Here is a 14596-nt window from a genome sequence, read left to right on the forward strand (position 1 = left end):
ATGGCCGCACAACTCCGGGAGCTTCGCTCGCGCATCAAGGCGACGAAGTCGATCGGCAAGATCACCAAGGCGATGGAACTCATCGCCACCGCGCGCATCACCAAGGCGCGCGCGAAGGTCGCCGCTTCCCGGCCGTACGCGGACGAGATCACCAAGGTGCTCTCGGCGCTGGCCGGCGCGGCGGCCAATCTCGACCACCCGCTCCTGGTCGAGCGCCCGAACCCGAAGCGCGCCGCCGTCCTGGTCGTCACCAGTGACAAGGGCCAGTGCGGCGGTTACAACTCCAACGTGCTGAAGGCGACCGAAGAGCTGCTTGCCCTCCTCAAGAGCGAGGGCAAGGACGTCGACGTCTACACCACCGGCAGCAAGGGCCTGAACTACTACCGGTTCCGCAACCGCCCGGTGGCGGGCAGCTGGACGGGCTTCTCCGACCAGCCGGCCTACCCGGACGCGGTCACCGCCGCCGAAACGCTGGTGAAGTCCTTCAACGCCGGGGCGGACGACGCTTCCGGCAACGCGGACGGCATCACGGGCGTGGACGAGATCCACGTCGTCTACACCGAGTTCGTGTCGATGCTGACGCAGCGCCCGGTCGCCAAGCGCGTCGCGCCGCTCGAGGTCGAGTACTCCGAGGGCGAGGACGAGAAGCCGGCGGGTCTGCTGCCGAGCTACGAGTTCGAGCCGAGTGCCGACAAGCTGCTGTCCGCGCTGCTGCCGAAGTACATCAACACCCGGCTGTACGCGGCGCTGCTCGAATCCGCGGCGTCCGAGCTGGCCGCCCGCCGGACGGCGATGAAGGCCGCGTCGGACAACGCGAACGAACTGGTGAACACGCTGACGCGGGAGGCGAACCAGGCCCGGCAGGCGCAGATCACCCAGGAGATCTCCGAAATCGTCGGTGGCGCGAACGCGCTCACCGCAGCAGGAAGTGATGACTGATGACCAGTACTGAAGCCCCGCGCGCCAAGGGGCGCATCGTCTCGGTGACCGGGCCGGTCGTCGACGTCGAGTTCCCGCGCGGTTCCGTTCCCGAGCAGTTCAACGCGCTCAAGGTCGAGATCGAGTTCGAGCAGCTGCGCAAGACGGTCACCCTCGAGGTGGCCGCGCACCTGGGCGACAACCTCGTGCGCACGATTTCGCTGCAGCCGCAGGACGGCCTCGTCCGCGGCGCGGAGGTCACCGACACCGGCGGCCCGATCACGGTCCCGGTGGGCGACAAGGTCAAGGGCCACGTCTACAACGCGCTCGGCGAGTGCCTGGACGAGCCCGGCTACGGCGACGACCTCGAGCGCTGGGGCATCCACCGCAACCCGCCCGCCTTCGACCAGCTCGAGGGCAAGACGGAGATGCTGGAGACCGGCCTCAAGGTCGTCGACCTGCTGACCCCGTACGTGCAGGGCGGCAAGATCGGCCTGTTCGGCGGCGCGGGCGTGGGCAAGACGGTGCTGATCAAGGAAATGATCACCCGTGTGGCCCGGAACTTCGGCGGTACGTCGGTGTTCGCCGGCGTCGGCGAGCGCACCCGTGAGGGCAACGACCTCTTCCTGGAGATGTCCGAGGACGGCGTCATCAACGACACCGCCCTCGTGTTCGGCCAGATGGACGAGCCGCCGGGCACGCGTATGCGCGTCGCGCTGTCCGCGCTGACCATGGCGGAGTACTTCCGCGACGTCCAGAACCAGGACGTGCTGCTGTTCATCGACAACATCTTCCGGTTCACCCAGGCCGGTTCCGAGGTGTCGACCCTGCTGGGCCGCATGCCTTCGGCCGTGGGCTACCAGCCGACGCTGGCGGACGAGATGGGCCAGCTGCAGGAGCGGATCACCTCGACCCGGGGCCGGTCGATCACCTCGATGCAGGCGATCTACGTGCCCGCGGACGACTACACCGACCCGGCGCCGGCGACGACGTTCGCCCACCTGGACGCCACCACCGAGCTTTCCCGGTCGGTGTTCCAGAAGGGCATCTTCCCGGCGGTGGACCCGCTGGCGTCGACCTCGACGATCCTCGACCCGGCGATCGTCGGCGAGGACCACTACCGCGTCGCCTCCGAGGTCATCCGGATCCTGCAGAAGTACAAGGAGCTGCAGGACATCATCGCGATCCTCGGCATGGACGAGCTTTCCGAAGAGGACAAGCTGACCGTGCAGCGGGCGCGCCGGATCGAGCGGTTCCTGTCCCAGAACATGCTGGTGGCCGAGGCCTTCACGCAGATCCCGGGCTCCACGGTGCCGCTGGCCGAGACCATCGAGTCGTTCGACCGCATCACCAAGGGCGACTTCGACCACTACCCGGAGCAGGCGTTCCTGGGCATTGGCGGGCTCGAGGACCTCGAGAAGAAGTACCACGAGATCACCGGCAAGTGAGTGCGTGAGACCGGCGGGGGCACTGTCCACAATGGACATCGGCCCCCGCCGTTCTCGTAACCGAAGCAAGACCTATTACACTCGGTGGTGACACCCCGAGCGAAGGAGTGCTACGTGGCTGAGATGTCCGTGGAGCTGGTTGCCGTCGAGCGCCGGCTCTGGTCGGGTACCGCCACCTTCGTGGTGGCGCAGACCACCGAGGGCGAGATCGGCATCATGCCCGGACACGAGCCGGTGCTGGGCCAGCTCGTCGAGGGTGGCGTGGTGAAGGTGAACACGACGGACGGCGACGTGCTCACCGCCGCGGTGCACGGCGGGTTCCTGTCCGTGACCGCGACCGGGGTGAGCGTGCTCGCGGAGAGCGCCGAGCTGTCCGACGAAATCGACGTGGCCGCCGCGAAGGCGGCCCTCAGCACCGGCGACGACGCCGAGCGGACGAGGGCCACGGCCCAGCTCCGCGCGGCTGGACAGTCGGTCTGAGCGGACTAGACGGGCAGGAGCCGGGCCGTGCAGATCGCTGTCGTGGTGCTAGTGCTCCTGATCGTGCTCGCCGTCGTGATCGGCTGGTACGGCCAGCGATGGATCCGGATGCGCCGCGGCGGCGGCGTCAGCGTGGCGCTGCGGTGGCGTCCGGATAGTCCCCGGTCTAGCTGGCACCTCGGCCTCGGCCGGTACGAGGGCGAGAAGTTCGTTTGGTACCGCGTATGGAGCCTGCGCACCGGCCCGGATCGCGTGTTCCAGCGGGAAAGCATGCAGATCGCGGACCGGCGGGACCCGTCCGGCTCCGAGGCGTACGCGGTGCCGGAGGGCTCGACGGTGCTGCGCTGCGAATCCTCGGACCAGGAAGCGATCGAGATCGCGATGGGACCGGGTGCGCTGACCGGGTTCCTGTCGTGGCTCGAATCGGCTCCGCCGGGGCGAAGGCTGCCGCGGGCTTCGTGAGGTTTTTCCAGCCCGTCACCGCGCGAACGCGGTGACGGGCTTTTTGTTTCTCGTGCGCCGGGTTGACCGGCGCTACCGTGGGGAAATGGACGCACAGGAACGGGAAGACCGCGCCCGCCGGTGGCAGACCTTGCCGGAGCCGGTGCGGCTCGAGGACCTCACTGCCGCTCAGGCTGTCGAGCCGGGGCAGGATTCGACCTGGAACGTCGATTACGAGCGGTACTGGGCCGCGCAGGAAGCCAGCTGGGCCCGGTAGACCCGGTACCAGAGCCCCTGCCCGTGCTCAGCCGCCCGGCTGCCAGAGCACGTCGCCCTCCGGGTTCGCCAGCCGGGCGAGGATGAACAGCAGGTCTGAGAGCCGGTTCAGGTACTTGGCCGCGATCGGGTTCGAGGTCTCCGGTTCGGCCTCCAGCAACGCCCACGCGGAGCGTTCCGCGCGGCGGGAGACCGTGCGCGCCTGATGCAGAAACGCCGCGCCCGGGGTGCCGCCCGGGAGGATGAACGACGTCAGCTTCGGCAGGCGTTCGTTGAACTCGTCGCACCAGCCTTCGAGCCGTTCCAGGTACGCCTCGGTGATGCGCAGCGGCTCGTACGGCGGATCCTCCTGGATCGGCAGGCACAGGTCCGCGCCGACGTCGAACAGGTCGTTCTGGATCCGGCGCAGCACGCCGGCGATCTCGTCGGAGAGCCCGCCGAGCGCGATCGCCAGGCCGAGCACGGAATTGGCCTCGTCGGTGTCGGCGTAGGCGGCCAGCCGGGCGGAAGTCTTGGGCACCCGGGAGCCGTCGCCGAGCGCGGTCGTGCCGTTGTCGCCGACCTTCGTGTAGACCCGGTTGATACGAACCACCATGCGCCCGACTCTACCGGCCCGGGTTCGGGCAAAACTGGGCGAGAGGGCATGATTGGCGGCCATGAGCGAGCACTTCGACGTGCATGGCGGAGCCCGGCTGGTCGGCGAGGTCGACGTGGTCGGCGCCAAGAACAGCGTGCTGAAACTGATGGCCGCGGCACTCCTGGCGGAGGGCACCACGACCATCACGAACTGCCCGCAGATCCTGGACGTCCCGCTGATGGGCGACGTCCTGCGCAGCGTCGGCTGCGAGGTGGAGATCGAGGGCGACACGGCGCGCATCACCACGCCCGCCGAGCTGTCGCACCGCGCGGATTCGGCGGCGATGGGCAAGCTGCGCGCGTCGGTGTGCGTGCTGGGCCCGCTGGTCGGCCGGTTGAAGCAGGCGGTCGTGGCGCTGCCCGGCGGTGACGCGATCGGCCAGCGGCCGCTGGACATGCACCAGAACGGCCTGCGCAAGCTCGGCGCGACGAGCACCATCGAGCACGGCTGCGTCGTCGCGAAGGCCGACACGCTGGTGGGCACCCAGATCTGGCTGGACTTCCCGAGCGTCGGCGCGACCGAGAATATTTTGATGGCGGCCGTGCTGGCCGAGGGCACGACGGTGATCGACAACGCCGCCCGCGAGCCGGAAATCGCCGACATCTGCACGATGCTGACCGAAATGGGCGCGAAGATCGAGGGCGCGGGCACCTCGACGCTCACCGTCCACGGCGTAGACCAGCTGCACCCGACCGAGCACCGCGTGATCGGCGACCGCATCGTAGGAGCGACCTGGGCGTTCGCCGCCGCGATGACCCGCGGCGACCTGACCGTGCGCGGCGTGAACCCGCACCACCTCGACCTGGTCCTGGACAAGCTCCGCCTGGCCGGAGCCGAGGTGACCACCTACGACGACAAGGGTTTCCGCGTCGTCCAGCCGGAACGGCCGAAGGCGGTGGACTGGGTGACGTTGCCGTACCCCGGTTTCGCCACCGACTTGCAGCCGTTCGCGGTCGCGCTGTCGGCGGTGTCCGAGGGCACGTCGATGATCACGGAAAACGTGTACGAGGCGCGGTTCCGGTTCATCGAAGAGATGATCCGGCTGTCCGGCGACGCTCGTACGGACGGGCATCACGCGGTGGTGCGGGGTGTGGAGAAGCTGTCGAGCGCGCCGGTGTGGGCGTCGGACATCCGCGCCGGTGCCGGGCTGGTGCTGGCCGGGCTGTGCGCGGACGGCGTGACTGAGGTGTGGGACGTGTTCCACATCGACCGCGGGTACCCGCATTTCGTGGAGAACCTGAACCGGCTGGGTGCGCGGATCGAGCGGGTGACGGGGGAACCGGAGCGGGCTTGAGCTAGGGCTCGTGAGTGGTTGTTCCAGTGCGCACCGGACCAACCACTCACGAGCTTTTCAACGCGCGTACCACCAAATCCGTCACCTGATCCAAATATCCTTCCTCCACGGGGACTCCGCGCACGATCAATCGCCAGTAGATGATCCCCGCGCCCATGTCCAGGGCCATCTCGATATCGGTGTCCGCCGGGATCTCCCCGCGCTCGATCGCCCTGGTGAACACTGCCCGGTTGATCGCCCGGCGCGGCCCGCCGATCGTGTGGCGGGCGAATTCGGCCATCGCCGGGTTCCGGCGGGCTTCCGCGATCAGCCCGGGGAAAATCCGCGAAAATCGCGGATGCGTGATCCATTCGTAGAGCGCCTGCAGCGTCGCCCGGATGTCGCCGCGCAGGCTGCCGGTGTCCGGGTCCACCGCGCGCGCCACGCTGAATTCCGCGATGACCGCGCCGATCATTTCGTCTTTCGACGGCCAGCGCCGGTATAGCGCGCTTTTCCCGACGCCCGCGCGTTTCGCGACCGCTTCCATCGACAGCCTGCCGAAGCCGTGATCGGCCAGTTCGTCGATCACGGCCTCGGTGATGGCGTAGGTGACGTCGGGCTGCAGCACGGCAGCCCCGGTCGGCGTCCGGCGAGTCGTCATGCCGCTCAGCATAGCGTGTGGACGAGACGGTCCCGTCCCGTGTACATTGACGTCGAGACGATACCGTCTCGTCCGTTCCTGAGGAGGCTTCATGCGGCTCATCGATCACGCGCTCGACCTGCTGGTCCGGCACGACATGGCCGGGTTCGTGCAGTTGTTCGCCGAGGACGCGGTCGCCGAATTCCCGTTCGCCGCGCCCGGGGAGCCCAAGCGGGTCGAAGGCCGCGCCGCGTTGGCCGAGTACCTGCGCAACTACCCGAACCTCTTCGACATCCGCGAGGTCGCCGCCAAGACCGTGCACCAGACGACCGACCCGGAGGTCTCGATCGCGGAATTCGACCTGGCCGGCATCGCGGTCGCCACGCAGAAGCCGTACCGCCTCGGCTACGTCGTGGTCCTGACCGTCCGCGACGGCCTGATCCACCGCTACCGCGACTATTTCAGCCCGCTCGCCGTGATCGACGTCCTCGGAGTGCCCGGTGTCTGACGTCCTCGTGCTCGGCGCGACCGGCACCACCGGAAGCCGGGTCGTGCGCGGTCTCCAAGCCGCTGGCGCACGGCCGCGCGCGGCGACCCGGAATCCGGTGCGGCCAGGCCAGATCCGGTTCGACTGGGACGAACCCGCGACGTACGGCCCGGCGCTGGACGGGGTCTCGGCGGTCTACCTGATCGCCCCGGTCGCGGCCGATCCGCAGCCGCTCGTCGAGGAGTTCCTCAAGCACGCGCCGGACGCTCGCGTGGTCTTGCTCAGCTCGTCCGCGGTGGACGAGCACACCCCGGTGGTCGGCGGGCTGCCTGGGCTGGTCCGGCGTCAGCCGGGCTGGGCGGTGCTGCGGCCGTCGTGGTTCATGCAGAACTTCACCGCCGGGCATCTGGTCGGCGACAGCGCCCGCGCGGGCCGGATCGTGACCGCGACCGGCGACGCCCGGGTGGCGTTCGTGGACGCCGCGGACATCGCCGCGGTGGCCGTTCGAGCGCTGCTCGATCCGGAACCGCACAACACCGACCACCTGATCACCGGCCCGCGCGCGCTCAGCTACGCCGAAGCCGCCGAGATCGTCGGGAAACAGCTCGGCCATCCGGTAGTGCACGCCCCGGTTTCCACCCCGGAGTACCAGCAATTCCTGGTCCGCGACGGTCTTCCCGAGTCGTATGCCGCGATGCTCGCCTCGCTGGACGAGGCGATCCGCGGCGGCTCCGAGGACCGCGTGACCGACACCGTCGAGCGGGTCACCGGACGACCTGCCCGTGATTTCCGCACCTTCGCGAAAGAGGAGATCCGATGAAGCCGCTGCTGTTCGAAGACGACCCGCAATTCTGGTTCGAAACCCTGCTCGCTTTGGGGCACATCGCGTACGGGGGAGCGGATTTCGGCGAGGTCGTCGCGACCGCGTCGAACATCAAGTCCGGCGATTACGACAGCTGGCACGACGCCTGGCTCGCCACCGCCGAGCGGCTTTACGCCGAGGCCGCCACCATGCACCCGGTCAGCGCACGCGACGCGTACCTGCGCGCCTCGACGTACTACCGGCGAGCGGAGTTTTTCTTGCACGGCAACCCTGCCGACCCGCGAATCAACTACGCCTACGAGCGCAATGTCGAGTGTTTCCAGCGCGCCGTGGAGACGATCGACTATGTCGAACCGATCGAAATCCCCTACGACGGCCACGTCTTGCGCGGCTACTTCTACCGCGCTCCCGGGGACGGGCCGAAGCCGCTTCTGGTGGTGCACAACGGTTTCGACGGCAGCGCCGAGGATTTGCACTTCATGGGCGCGACGGCGGGCCAGGAACGCGGCTACCACGTGCTGACCTTCGACGGCCCGGGGCAGCCCAGCGCCGTCCACCGCGACGGGATGCTGTTCCGTCCGGACTGGGAGCACGTCGTCGGCCAGGTGCTGGACTACGCCCTCGCCCGCCCGGACGTGGTGCCGGACAAGGTCGCCCTGATCGGCTGGAGCCTCGGCGGGATGCTCGCGCCGCGCGCCGCCGCGTTCGAGCCGCGGCTGTCGGCTGTCGTCGCGGTGGACGGGCTCTTCGACGCGGGCGCGGCTTTCGTGCAGCAGCTCCCGTGGGATCGCGACGAGATCGTCCGGCGGGCGAACGCATCGGAGGACCCTGAGCTGGATGCCTTTCTAGCCGCCGCGAAGGAGCAGAACCCGACCGTCCGCTGGGCACTGGGCCACGGCCGCTACGTCATGGGCGGCGCGACCGATCGCGAGTTCCTGGCGAAATACCTCGAATACAACCTGTACGACGGCGTGGCCGAGCGCATCACGTGCCCGGCACTGATCTGCGACGCCCCGGAGGACCTGTTCTTCACCGGCCAGCCGCAGCAGCTGTACGACCGGGTCAGCGGCCCGAAGAAGCTGCTGAACTTCCTCGCGGAGGAGGGCGCGGACGCACACTGCCACGTCGGCGCGATGCGGCTCGCGAACGGCCGCATCTACGACTGGCTGGACGACGTGCTCTGAGCGGGGGTCAGGATTCCAGGGCCAGTGCCGCGCCGAATCCGACCAGCGCGGTGCCGGTCACCCCGTCCAGCGCGCGCCGGACCCGGCGGCGGTTGAGCCAAGCGCGGACCCGGTGCACGAAGAACAGCAGGACCAGCAGCCAGATCGTGCCCAGCACGGCGACCGTGTACGCGAGCACCAGCGCGTCCCAGGTCGTTGTGCGCACCGGGTCGAGGAACTGCGGCAGCACCGACAGGTACAGCACCAGCACCTTCGGGTTCGTGATGTTCGACAGAAATCCCTCGCGCCACCGCCGGAAGCCGCTGGCGCGCTTGCGCTGGGTGTCGGCGACGGCGTCGTAGTTTCCGCGCCAAGCGCCGCGCAGTGCCTGGAAGCCGAGGTAAAGGAGGTAGGCCGCGCCGAGCCACTTGAGCGTGAGGAACACCGGCTGCGAGCGGGCGATGACCACGCCGAGCCCGAGCGCCGCGGTCGTGCCCTGCACCGCGTTGCCGGCGAGGATGCCCGCCGTGGCCAGCAAGCCGCCGCGTGCCCCGCCGGACAGCGCGTTCTTCACCATCACCATCGTGTCCGGCCCCGGCGCGAGCACGATGAGGACCACGATCACCAGATAACTGCCGTAACCGCTCCACGTCACGTCTGACCACGGTAGATCCCGGACCGGCCCGCGTCGCGCGGATTTCCGTCACAGTGGTCCCGGTTGGCCCGGCAACCTGGACGAACTGGACGGCGTGCTCTCTTCGGGAGAGGAGTGCGTCATGTACCCACTGGAAGAGGGCGAGCACCTGCTCTGGTCTGGTCGGCCGCAGCGGTTCCCTCGTCGGTACGCGGACTATCACGGCTACGTCGTCGCGGTGGTGGGCTTCCAGGCGGTCGTCGCGCTCGTGGTCTTCGGCATCCCGGATTTCGACCGGGCCCCCGTCGCCTTCGCCCTGTTTCCGGGCTTCTTCGGCCTGATGATCGGGCTGGCCGTCGAGCGGAACCGGCAGCGGAAGGCACTGCTCGGGGCGTTGACCTACCTGGTGACCGACCGCAGGCTCGTCTTCGTCGCCGACCGTCCGGGCGGCATCGAGTTCCGCTGGATCTGGCATCCCGACTTGCGCGAACCACGGGTGCGCGACCACGGCGACGGCACCGGGACCGTCGGCTTCGGCCCGACCCTGCGCGAATGGCTGCGCGACCAGCAGTACCGGGCGCAGTCGTCGCTCTCCACGATGCTGCCCGAACTGATCGCGATCGAGGACGCGGAGCACGTCGCCGAGCTGCTCGCCCGGAACGCCCCACGCGCTCCGGTCGTTGGATGAAACATGCTGCTGACCTTGCTGGGTCTTTCGCTGCCGGTCGCCACCATCGTGCTGCTGATCGTCGGCGGCTGGGAGCTGCGGCGGAAGAAGAAACCGTCCCGGCTCAAGGCGCGGCTGTCCTCGACCTATCTCGACGAGGTCACCGCGTTCCTCTACGGCACCAAGCGCACCGAGCTGGACCACCGCGATGCGGTGGAGATGACTCTCGAGGAAGACGCGCAGGGAGCGCCGCCGCTGGGTACCGTCGACCTCGACCGCGGGGTGGTGGTCGTCCGGCCCGGCGCGTCATCCGGGCGTGGCCGAATCCACTCCGCCGATTAAGTTACCGGCGGGTACACTCGGGCGGTCGTCTCGGCGAAGAGAGGTGCACCGTGCCGTACCCCACCGACCACGAGCGCGACCGGCCCTGGGTGATGCGCACCTACGCGGGTCATTCGTCCGCCGCCGCGTCCAACGAGCTGTACCGGCGGAATCTCGCCAAGGGGCAGACCGGGCTGTCGGTCGCCTTCGACCTTCCGACGCAGACCGGCTACGACCCGGACCACGTGCTGGCGCGCGGCGAGGTCGGCAAGGTCGGCGTCCCGGTGTCGCACATCGGCGACATGCGCCAGTTGTTCGACGGCATCCCGCTCGCCGAGGCGAACACCTCGATGACCATCAACGCGCCCGCGATGTGGCTGCTCGCGCTGTACGTTTCGGTGGCCCGCGAGCAGGCCGAGGCCGAGGGCCGCGACGTCGACGAGGTGCTGGCCAAGCTCACTGGCACCACGCAGAACGACATCATCAAGGAATACCTGTCCCGCGGCACCTACATTTTCCCGCCCGGGCCGAGCCTCCGGCTGATCACCGACATGATCGCGTGGACGGTGCACCACGTGCCGAAGTGGAACCCGATCAACATCTGCAGCTACCACCTGCAGGAAGCGGGCGCGACGCCGACGCAGGAGGTCGCGTACGCGCTGTGCACCGCGATCGCCGTGCTGGACGCGGTGCGCGATTCCGGCCAGGTCGACCAGGCCGACATGGAGAAGGTCGTCGCGCGGATTTCGTTCTTCGTCAACGCGGGTGTCCGGTTCGTCGAAGAGATGTGCAAAATGCGCGCGTTCACGCAGTTGTGGGACGAGCTGACGCGCGAGCGCTATGGCGTCGAGAACCCGAAAGCGCGACGGCTGCGGTACGGCGTGCAGGTGAACTCGCTCGGGCTGACTGAGGCGCAGCCGGAGAACAACGTCCAGCGGATCGTGCTGGAGATGCTGGCGGTCTCGCTGTCGCGTGGTTCGCGGGCGCGGGCGATCCAGTTGCCGGCGTGGAACGAGGCGCTCGGGTTGCCGCGGCCGTGGGACCAGCAGTGGGCCTTGCGGATGCAGCAGGTGCTCGCGTTCGAGACGGATTTGCTGGAATACGAGGACATTTTCGACGGCTCGCGCGTGATCGAGGCCAAGGTCGACGAGATCGTTTCCGGGGCTCGCGAGGAAATCGCGCGGGTGCAGGACCTCGGCGGGGCGGTGGCCGCGGTCGAGAGCGGGTATATGAAGTCGCAGCTCGTTTCCTCCCTTGCGGAATATCGGCGCGGGGTGGAGAGCGGGGAGCGAGTTCTGGTCGGGGTGAACAAGTTCGAGACGACTGAGCCGTCGCCGTTGCAGGCGGAGGGGGCCAAGGCGATCGAGACTATTGATCCGGCGGTGGAGAAGGCTGCCGTTGCTTCGGTGGAGAAGTGGCGGGAGGAGCGGGACAACGCTGCTGTTGCTGCCTCTCTTGCGGCGTTGAAAGCCAAGGCTGCCACTTCGGATAATTTGTTTGAAGCCACTGTGGATTGTGCTCGGGCTGGGGTTACTACTGGGGAGTGGTCTGGGGCGCTCCGTGAGGTGTTTGGCGAATACCGTGCGCCTACCGGGGTTTCTGCTGCTGCGGCTGCTGGGCAGGGGGATCCGGAGTTGGAGCGGGTTCGGGAGCTGGTTCGGCGGACTGAGGCTGAGCTGGGCGAGCGGCTGCGGATTCTTGTGGGGAAGCCTGGATTGGACGGGCATTCCAATGGGGCGGAGCAGGTGGCCGTTCGGGCTCGGGATGTTGGGTTCGAGGTTGTTTATCAGGGGATTCGGCTGACTCCGGAGCAGATTGTCGCGGCTGCTGTGCAGGAGGGGGTGCACGTGGTCGGGCTGTCGGTGTTGTCCGGGTCCCATCTCGAAGTGGTGCCGCTGGTGGTGGACGGCCTCCGTGCGGCGGGGGCGGGGGATATTCCGGTCATTGTTGGCGGAATCATTCCGCCCGATGACGCGGCGTTGCTGACTGAGCGAGGGATTGCTCGGGTTTTTACGCCCAAGGATTATGAATTGACCGACATCATGGCCGGGATTGTGGAGCTGATTCGGGAGCGGCACGGACTGGGCGGCTAGCGGCTCGTCGCGTGGGCGGATTTCGGCGCTAATGCCTCGTCCAGAAAGGTTGATGATGCAATCGCGTCGAGCCTCCGACACTTCCTGTGTTCTGAACTGCTGATGGTGCCTGACCTGACGGTGCAGGATGGTGGCCATGACGGTCATCTTGTCCGTGCCAGCGACCGGGCTGGCACCCGCTTTGCGACTGCGGCCGTGGCGGCTGGGCGATCTTCCGGCGCTGGTCGCGGCGCACCGCGATCCGCTGCTGCGTCGTTGGCTAGCCTCTTCCCTGGCCGGCGAAGCCGAGGCCCGGCAGTGGCTAGACGCGCAGACCGCCGGCTGGGCCGCCGCGACCCGGTTCAGCTTCGCCGTGACCGCCGATGTCGACGACAGCACCCCGTTGGGGCACGTCGTGGTGAAGGTGGGATTCGCCGAGGTGGCCGAGGTAGGTTACTGGACCGCCGCTCATGCTCGGGGGCAAGGAATCGCCGCCCGGGCAATGGACACCGTGTCACATTGGGCGTTGCACATCCAGAACATGGTTGTGCTCACCCGACTGGACCTTGTGCACTCGGTCGACAACCAGCGGTCCTGCCGGGTGGCGGACAAGTGCGGCTACGCTCTGCACGACCTGCTGCCCGCCGCGCCGCCGGCATTTCCTGCTGACGGCCACCGGCACGTGCGCTTCGCCGCCGGTCACCGCTCACAGCCGCAGCAAGCAACGTCGGGCGGGTAGTCCGGGCGGCGGATCTTGGAGTTGACGGCGAAGCGGCGTTTGGGTGACAGCGGCGGTTGCGCCAGCGAAGATATCCGGCGATCGCTGCCTCCTGGGCGGCGTGGCTGGGTAGTCGCTGCTGTCCAGGGTGAAGTAGCGGACTGCGGTGAACTCGCACTCGATCCAGTTCGACCACGACGCGCTGGTGGACGTGTAGACCAGCTCGATGTCGTTGGCCGCGCACCACGTGGTGACCTCGGCCTTGTCGTGCGGCCGTAGTTGTCGCAGACTAGGTAGAGCCTTTTCGCTGGGAAGCGACGGCGGAGCTGCTTGCGGAGGTCGAGGAACTACGGCCAGCGCTTGCGGTTCCGGAACCGGTAGAACATCTGCCCGGTGGCTAGATCAACCGCTGCGAATATGTGCCGGATCCCTTTGGCGCGGGTATAGGTGGCGCTCTGACGGGCCGGACCACCACGGGGGAACCAAACCGCGGCCGGGACAGGGTTGCAGGTTCAGCGGCCCGAACTCATCAGCGCAGATCGCGCGCCCGTCGGCGGGCGGGTGATCGTAAAGGTCGAGAATGCGGGTCTTCTTGGCCACGTAGTCCGGGTCCTTGCTCGCTTTCCAGGTCTTGGTCGCCTGCCAGGACACGCCCTCCGCACGGAGGATCTGCCGAACGGTTTCGGTCTCGCCAGCAGCCGGGCGTGCTCGGCCAGATACTCCACCAGCTTGGTCAGGCGCTGCTCCATTTTGGGGACAACGCCGCGAACCTGGAGTCGTTGAACGCGTGGAGCACCTCCCGCACATACCCTTCGGTCGCGGCGAACATCGCTGCGATCTCACCTGCGGACCGGCCTTGCGACGAGGCAAGCACGATCCCGGACCGCAGCAGCCGCACCCGATCCCTGGGCGACCTGGTGATCTTGACCAGCCGCTGCACTTCTTGTGCTCCAACGGCCGCGCGAACACCCCCGGCTTACGTGCCATGGCTCACCTCCAGCGGCAAGCCTCGCGGGCCAACCTTCCTCGACGAGGCGCTAGGCCAGGATTTGCTGGGTGTTTTTCACCGTGGCGAAGCCGCCGCCGTGGAGGTTGGCCGCGGTGGCTCGGGAGAGTTCGTCCGCGGTCAGGATGGTGCCGTCTGGGCCTTCTTGGTCGAAGGTGAAGGTGGCGTCCAAGGCGAAAGTTACGTCATAGCCTAGGTTTCCGCCCATGCGGGCGGTGGTTTCGCAGCAGAAGTTGGTTTGGATTCCGGCCAGTACGAAGCTGGTGATGCCTTGGGTCTTGAACCAGGCGTCCAGGTCTATGTCGCCTAAGAAGGCCGAGTTCACCTTTTTGCCGAAGACCAGGTCTGGGCGGGCGGTGGCTAGTTCTGGTTTGAAGTCGTTGCCTGGTTGGCCGGGGCGTAGCGGGGAATCCGGCTTGACGGAGTCGTGATGGACTAGCACGACTGGGTCTCGTCGAGCTTGCCAGGTTTGCAGCAGGGCTTTGATGTTCGACTCTGCGTCGGGGTTGTTGCGTGGGCCCCAGAAGGCGGTGTCGTCGAAGCCTTGTTGGACGTCGATCAGCAGCAGTGCGGTGGTCATGGGATGAGTTTG

The 14596-nt window shown here is 67.9% G+C and carries 18 protein-coding genes; 13 read left to right on the forward strand and 5 right to left on the reverse strand.

All coding sequences use genetic code 11. The features are described from left to right. The 5 genes from ACZ63D_RS11425 to ACZ63D_RS11445 all read left to right on the forward strand — a co-directional run bounded on the left by ACZ63D_RS11425 (window position 1) and on the right by ACZ63D_RS11445 (window position 3564). On the forward strand, window positions 1–939 hold the full coding sequence (locus ACZ63D_RS11425) for a F0F1 ATP synthase subunit gamma (RefSeq protein ID WP_465354187.1): 939 nt from the start codon (window positions 1–3) through the stop codon (window positions 937–939). Beyond that, the gene (gene atpD / locus ACZ63D_RS11430; protein ID WP_409185455.1) at window positions 939–2366 is read left to right on the forward strand and encodes a F0F1 ATP synthase subunit beta; all 1428 of its coding nucleotides are present in this window, start codon (window positions 939–941) and stop codon (window positions 2364–2366) included. Before ACZ63D_RS11425 ends, atpD begins: the two co-directional genes overlap by 1 nt. A gap of 114 nt (window positions 2367–2480) precedes the next feature. Further along, entirely contained in the window at window positions 2481–2846 is a 366-nt protein-coding gene (locus tag ACZ63D_RS11435) for a F0F1 ATP synthase subunit epsilon (protein ID WP_465354188.1), read from the forward strand. 27 nt (window positions 2847–2873) lie between these two features. After that, window positions 2874–3308: a DUF2550 domain-containing protein gene (locus ACZ63D_RS11440; protein WP_465354189.1), complete on the forward strand. Its 435-nt coding sequence runs from the start codon at window positions 2874–2876 to the stop codon at window positions 3306–3308. A gap of 85 nt (window positions 3309–3393) precedes the next feature. Beyond that, the gene (locus tag ACZ63D_RS11445; protein ID WP_465354190.1) at window positions 3394–3564 is read left to right on the forward strand and encodes a hypothetical protein; all 171 of its coding nucleotides are present in this window, start codon (window positions 3394–3396) and stop codon (window positions 3562–3564) included. A 27-nt stretch (window positions 3565–3591) separates the two neighbouring features. Here ACZ63D_RS11445 and ACZ63D_RS11450 read toward each other — a convergent pair whose 3' ends face one another. Next, complete coding sequence (locus ACZ63D_RS11450) at window positions 3592–4158, reverse strand: cob(I)yrinic acid a,c-diamide adenosyltransferase (RefSeq protein ID WP_465354191.1); 567 nt, start codon at window positions 4156–4158, stop codon at window positions 3592–3594. 61 nt (window positions 4159–4219) lie between these two features. On the opposite strand from ACZ63D_RS11450, the gene murA reads away from it, so the two are divergent. Beyond that, on the forward strand, window positions 4220–5494 hold the full coding sequence (gene murA / locus ACZ63D_RS11455) for a UDP-N-acetylglucosamine 1-carboxyvinyltransferase (protein ID WP_465354192.1): 1275 nt from the start codon (window positions 4220–4222) through the stop codon (window positions 5492–5494). 46 nt (window positions 5495–5540) lie between these two features. On the opposite strand, the gene ACZ63D_RS11460 is transcribed toward murA, so the two are convergent. After that, entirely contained in the window at window positions 5541–6134 is a 594-nt protein-coding gene (locus ACZ63D_RS11460; protein ID WP_465354193.1) for a TetR/AcrR family transcriptional regulator, read from the reverse strand. A gap of 91 nt (window positions 6135–6225) precedes the next feature. Here ACZ63D_RS11460 and ACZ63D_RS11465 point away from each other — a divergent pair, with 91 nt between their 5' ends. Genes ACZ63D_RS11465 through ACZ63D_RS11475 form a run of 3 tightly spaced genes read left to right on the forward strand, consistent with a single transcriptional unit; the run spans window position 6226 to window position 8607 of the window. Beyond that, window positions 6226–6621 carry a nuclear transport factor 2 family protein gene (locus tag ACZ63D_RS11465; RefSeq protein ID WP_465354194.1) on the forward strand — a complete coding sequence of 132 codons (396 nt, stop codon included), beginning with the start codon at window positions 6226–6228 and terminating at the stop codon, window positions 6619–6621. After that, window positions 6614–7420 (forward strand): Rossmann-fold NAD(P)-binding domain-containing protein, encoded by an 807-nt coding sequence (locus ACZ63D_RS11470; RefSeq protein ID WP_465354195.1) that lies wholly within the window; start codon window positions 6614–6616, stop codon window positions 7418–7420. The genes ACZ63D_RS11465 and ACZ63D_RS11470 overlap by 8 nt, the downstream gene beginning before the upstream one ends. Further along, entirely contained in the window at window positions 7417–8607 is a 1191-nt protein-coding gene (locus tag ACZ63D_RS11475; protein WP_465354196.1) for an alpha/beta hydrolase family protein, read from the forward strand. Before ACZ63D_RS11470 ends, ACZ63D_RS11475 begins: the two co-directional genes overlap by 4 nt. A gap of 7 nt (window positions 8608–8614) precedes the next feature. Here ACZ63D_RS11475 and ACZ63D_RS11480 read toward each other — a convergent pair whose 3' ends face one another. After that, a complete protein-coding gene (locus tag ACZ63D_RS11480; protein WP_465354197.1) occupies window positions 8615–9241 on the reverse strand; it encodes a LysE family translocator in 627 nt (208 codons plus the stop codon). Window positions 9242–9362: 121 nt separating this feature from the next. Between ACZ63D_RS11480 and ACZ63D_RS11485 the strand changes: the two genes are divergently transcribed. The 4 genes from ACZ63D_RS11485 (at window position 9363) to ACZ63D_RS11500 (ending at window position 13019) form a co-directional block, all read left to right on the forward strand. Then, entirely contained in the window at window positions 9363–9908 is a 546-nt protein-coding gene (locus tag ACZ63D_RS11485) for a hypothetical protein (protein WP_465354198.1), read from the forward strand. A gap of 3 nt (window positions 9909–9911) precedes the next feature. Then, the gene (locus tag ACZ63D_RS11490) at window positions 9912–10229 is read left to right on the forward strand and encodes a DUF6191 domain-containing protein (RefSeq protein WP_465354199.1); all 318 of its coding nucleotides are present in this window, start codon (window positions 9912–9914) and stop codon (window positions 10227–10229) included. A 50-nt stretch (window positions 10230–10279) separates the two neighbouring features. Then, window positions 10280–12301, forward strand: a complete 2022-nt coding sequence (locus ACZ63D_RS11495; RefSeq protein ID WP_465354200.1) for a protein meaA — start codon at window positions 10280–10282, stop codon at window positions 12299–12301. Window positions 12302–12437: 136 nt separating this feature from the next. Next, complete coding sequence (locus tag ACZ63D_RS11500) at window positions 12438–13019, forward strand: GNAT family N-acetyltransferase (protein ID WP_465354201.1); 582 nt, start codon at window positions 12438–12440, stop codon at window positions 13017–13019. 712 nt (window positions 13020–13731) lie between these two features. Here ACZ63D_RS11500 and ACZ63D_RS11505 read toward each other — a convergent pair. Both ACZ63D_RS11505 and ACZ63D_RS11510 read right to left on the reverse strand, forming a co-directional pair. Continuing rightward, window positions 13732–13938 carry a hypothetical protein gene (locus ACZ63D_RS11505; protein WP_465354202.1) on the reverse strand — a complete coding sequence of 69 codons (207 nt, stop codon included), beginning with the start codon at window positions 13936–13938 and terminating at the stop codon, window positions 13732–13734. 97 nt (window positions 13939–14035) lie between these two features. Beyond that, on the reverse strand, window positions 14036–14584 hold the full coding sequence (locus ACZ63D_RS11510) for a cysteine hydrolase family protein (RefSeq protein WP_465354203.1): 549 nt from the start codon (window positions 14582–14584) through the stop codon (window positions 14036–14038). Window positions 14585–14596 lie beyond the last annotated feature (12 nt).

This window comes from Amycolatopsis sp. NPDC104775 (genome assembly GCF_055583325.1).

Excerpts from the sequence above, each read along its gene's own strand:
- ACZ63D_RS11450 (WP_465354191.1), bottom strand. The coding sequence starts at position 4,158 with ATGGTGGTTCGTATCAACCGGGTCTACACGAAGGTCGGCGACAACGGC.
- ACZ63D_RS11425 (WP_465354187.1), top strand. The coding sequence starts at position 1 with ATGGCCGCACAACTCCGGGAGCTTCGCTCGCGCATCAAGGCGACGAAG.
- ACZ63D_RS11460 (WP_465354193.1), bottom strand. The coding sequence starts at position 6,134 with ATGACGACTCGCCGGACGCCGACCGGGGCTGCCGTGCTGCAGCCCGAC.
- ACZ63D_RS11490 (WP_465354199.1), top strand. The coding sequence starts at position 9,912 with ATGCTGCTGACCTTGCTGGGTCTTTCGCTGCCGGTCGCCACCATCGTG.
- atpD (WP_409185455.1), top strand. The coding sequence starts at position 939 with ATGACCAGTACTGAAGCCCCGCGCGCCAAGGGGCGCATCGTCTCGGTG.
- ACZ63D_RS11485 (WP_465354198.1), top strand. The coding sequence starts at position 9,363 with ATGTACCCACTGGAAGAGGGCGAGCACCTGCTCTGGTCTGGTCGGCCG.
- ACZ63D_RS11465 (WP_465354194.1), top strand. The coding sequence starts at position 6,226 with ATGCGGCTCATCGATCACGCGCTCGACCTGCTGGTCCGGCACGACATG.
- ACZ63D_RS11475 (WP_465354196.1), top strand. The coding sequence starts at position 7,417 with ATGAAGCCGCTGCTGTTCGAAGACGACCCGCAATTCTGGTTCGAAACC.
- murA (WP_465354192.1), top strand. The coding sequence starts at position 4,220 with ATGAGCGAGCACTTCGACGTGCATGGCGGAGCCCGGCTGGTCGGCGAG.
- ACZ63D_RS11500 (WP_465354201.1), top strand. The coding sequence starts at position 12,438 with ATGACGGTCATCTTGTCCGTGCCAGCGACCGGGCTGGCACCCGCTTTG.
- ACZ63D_RS11445 (WP_465354190.1), top strand. The coding sequence starts at position 3,394 with ATGGACGCACAGGAACGGGAAGACCGCGCCCGCCGGTGGCAGACCTTG.
- ACZ63D_RS11510 (WP_465354203.1), bottom strand. The coding sequence starts at position 14,584 with ATGACCACCGCACTGCTGCTGATCGACGTCCAACAAGGCTTCGACGAC.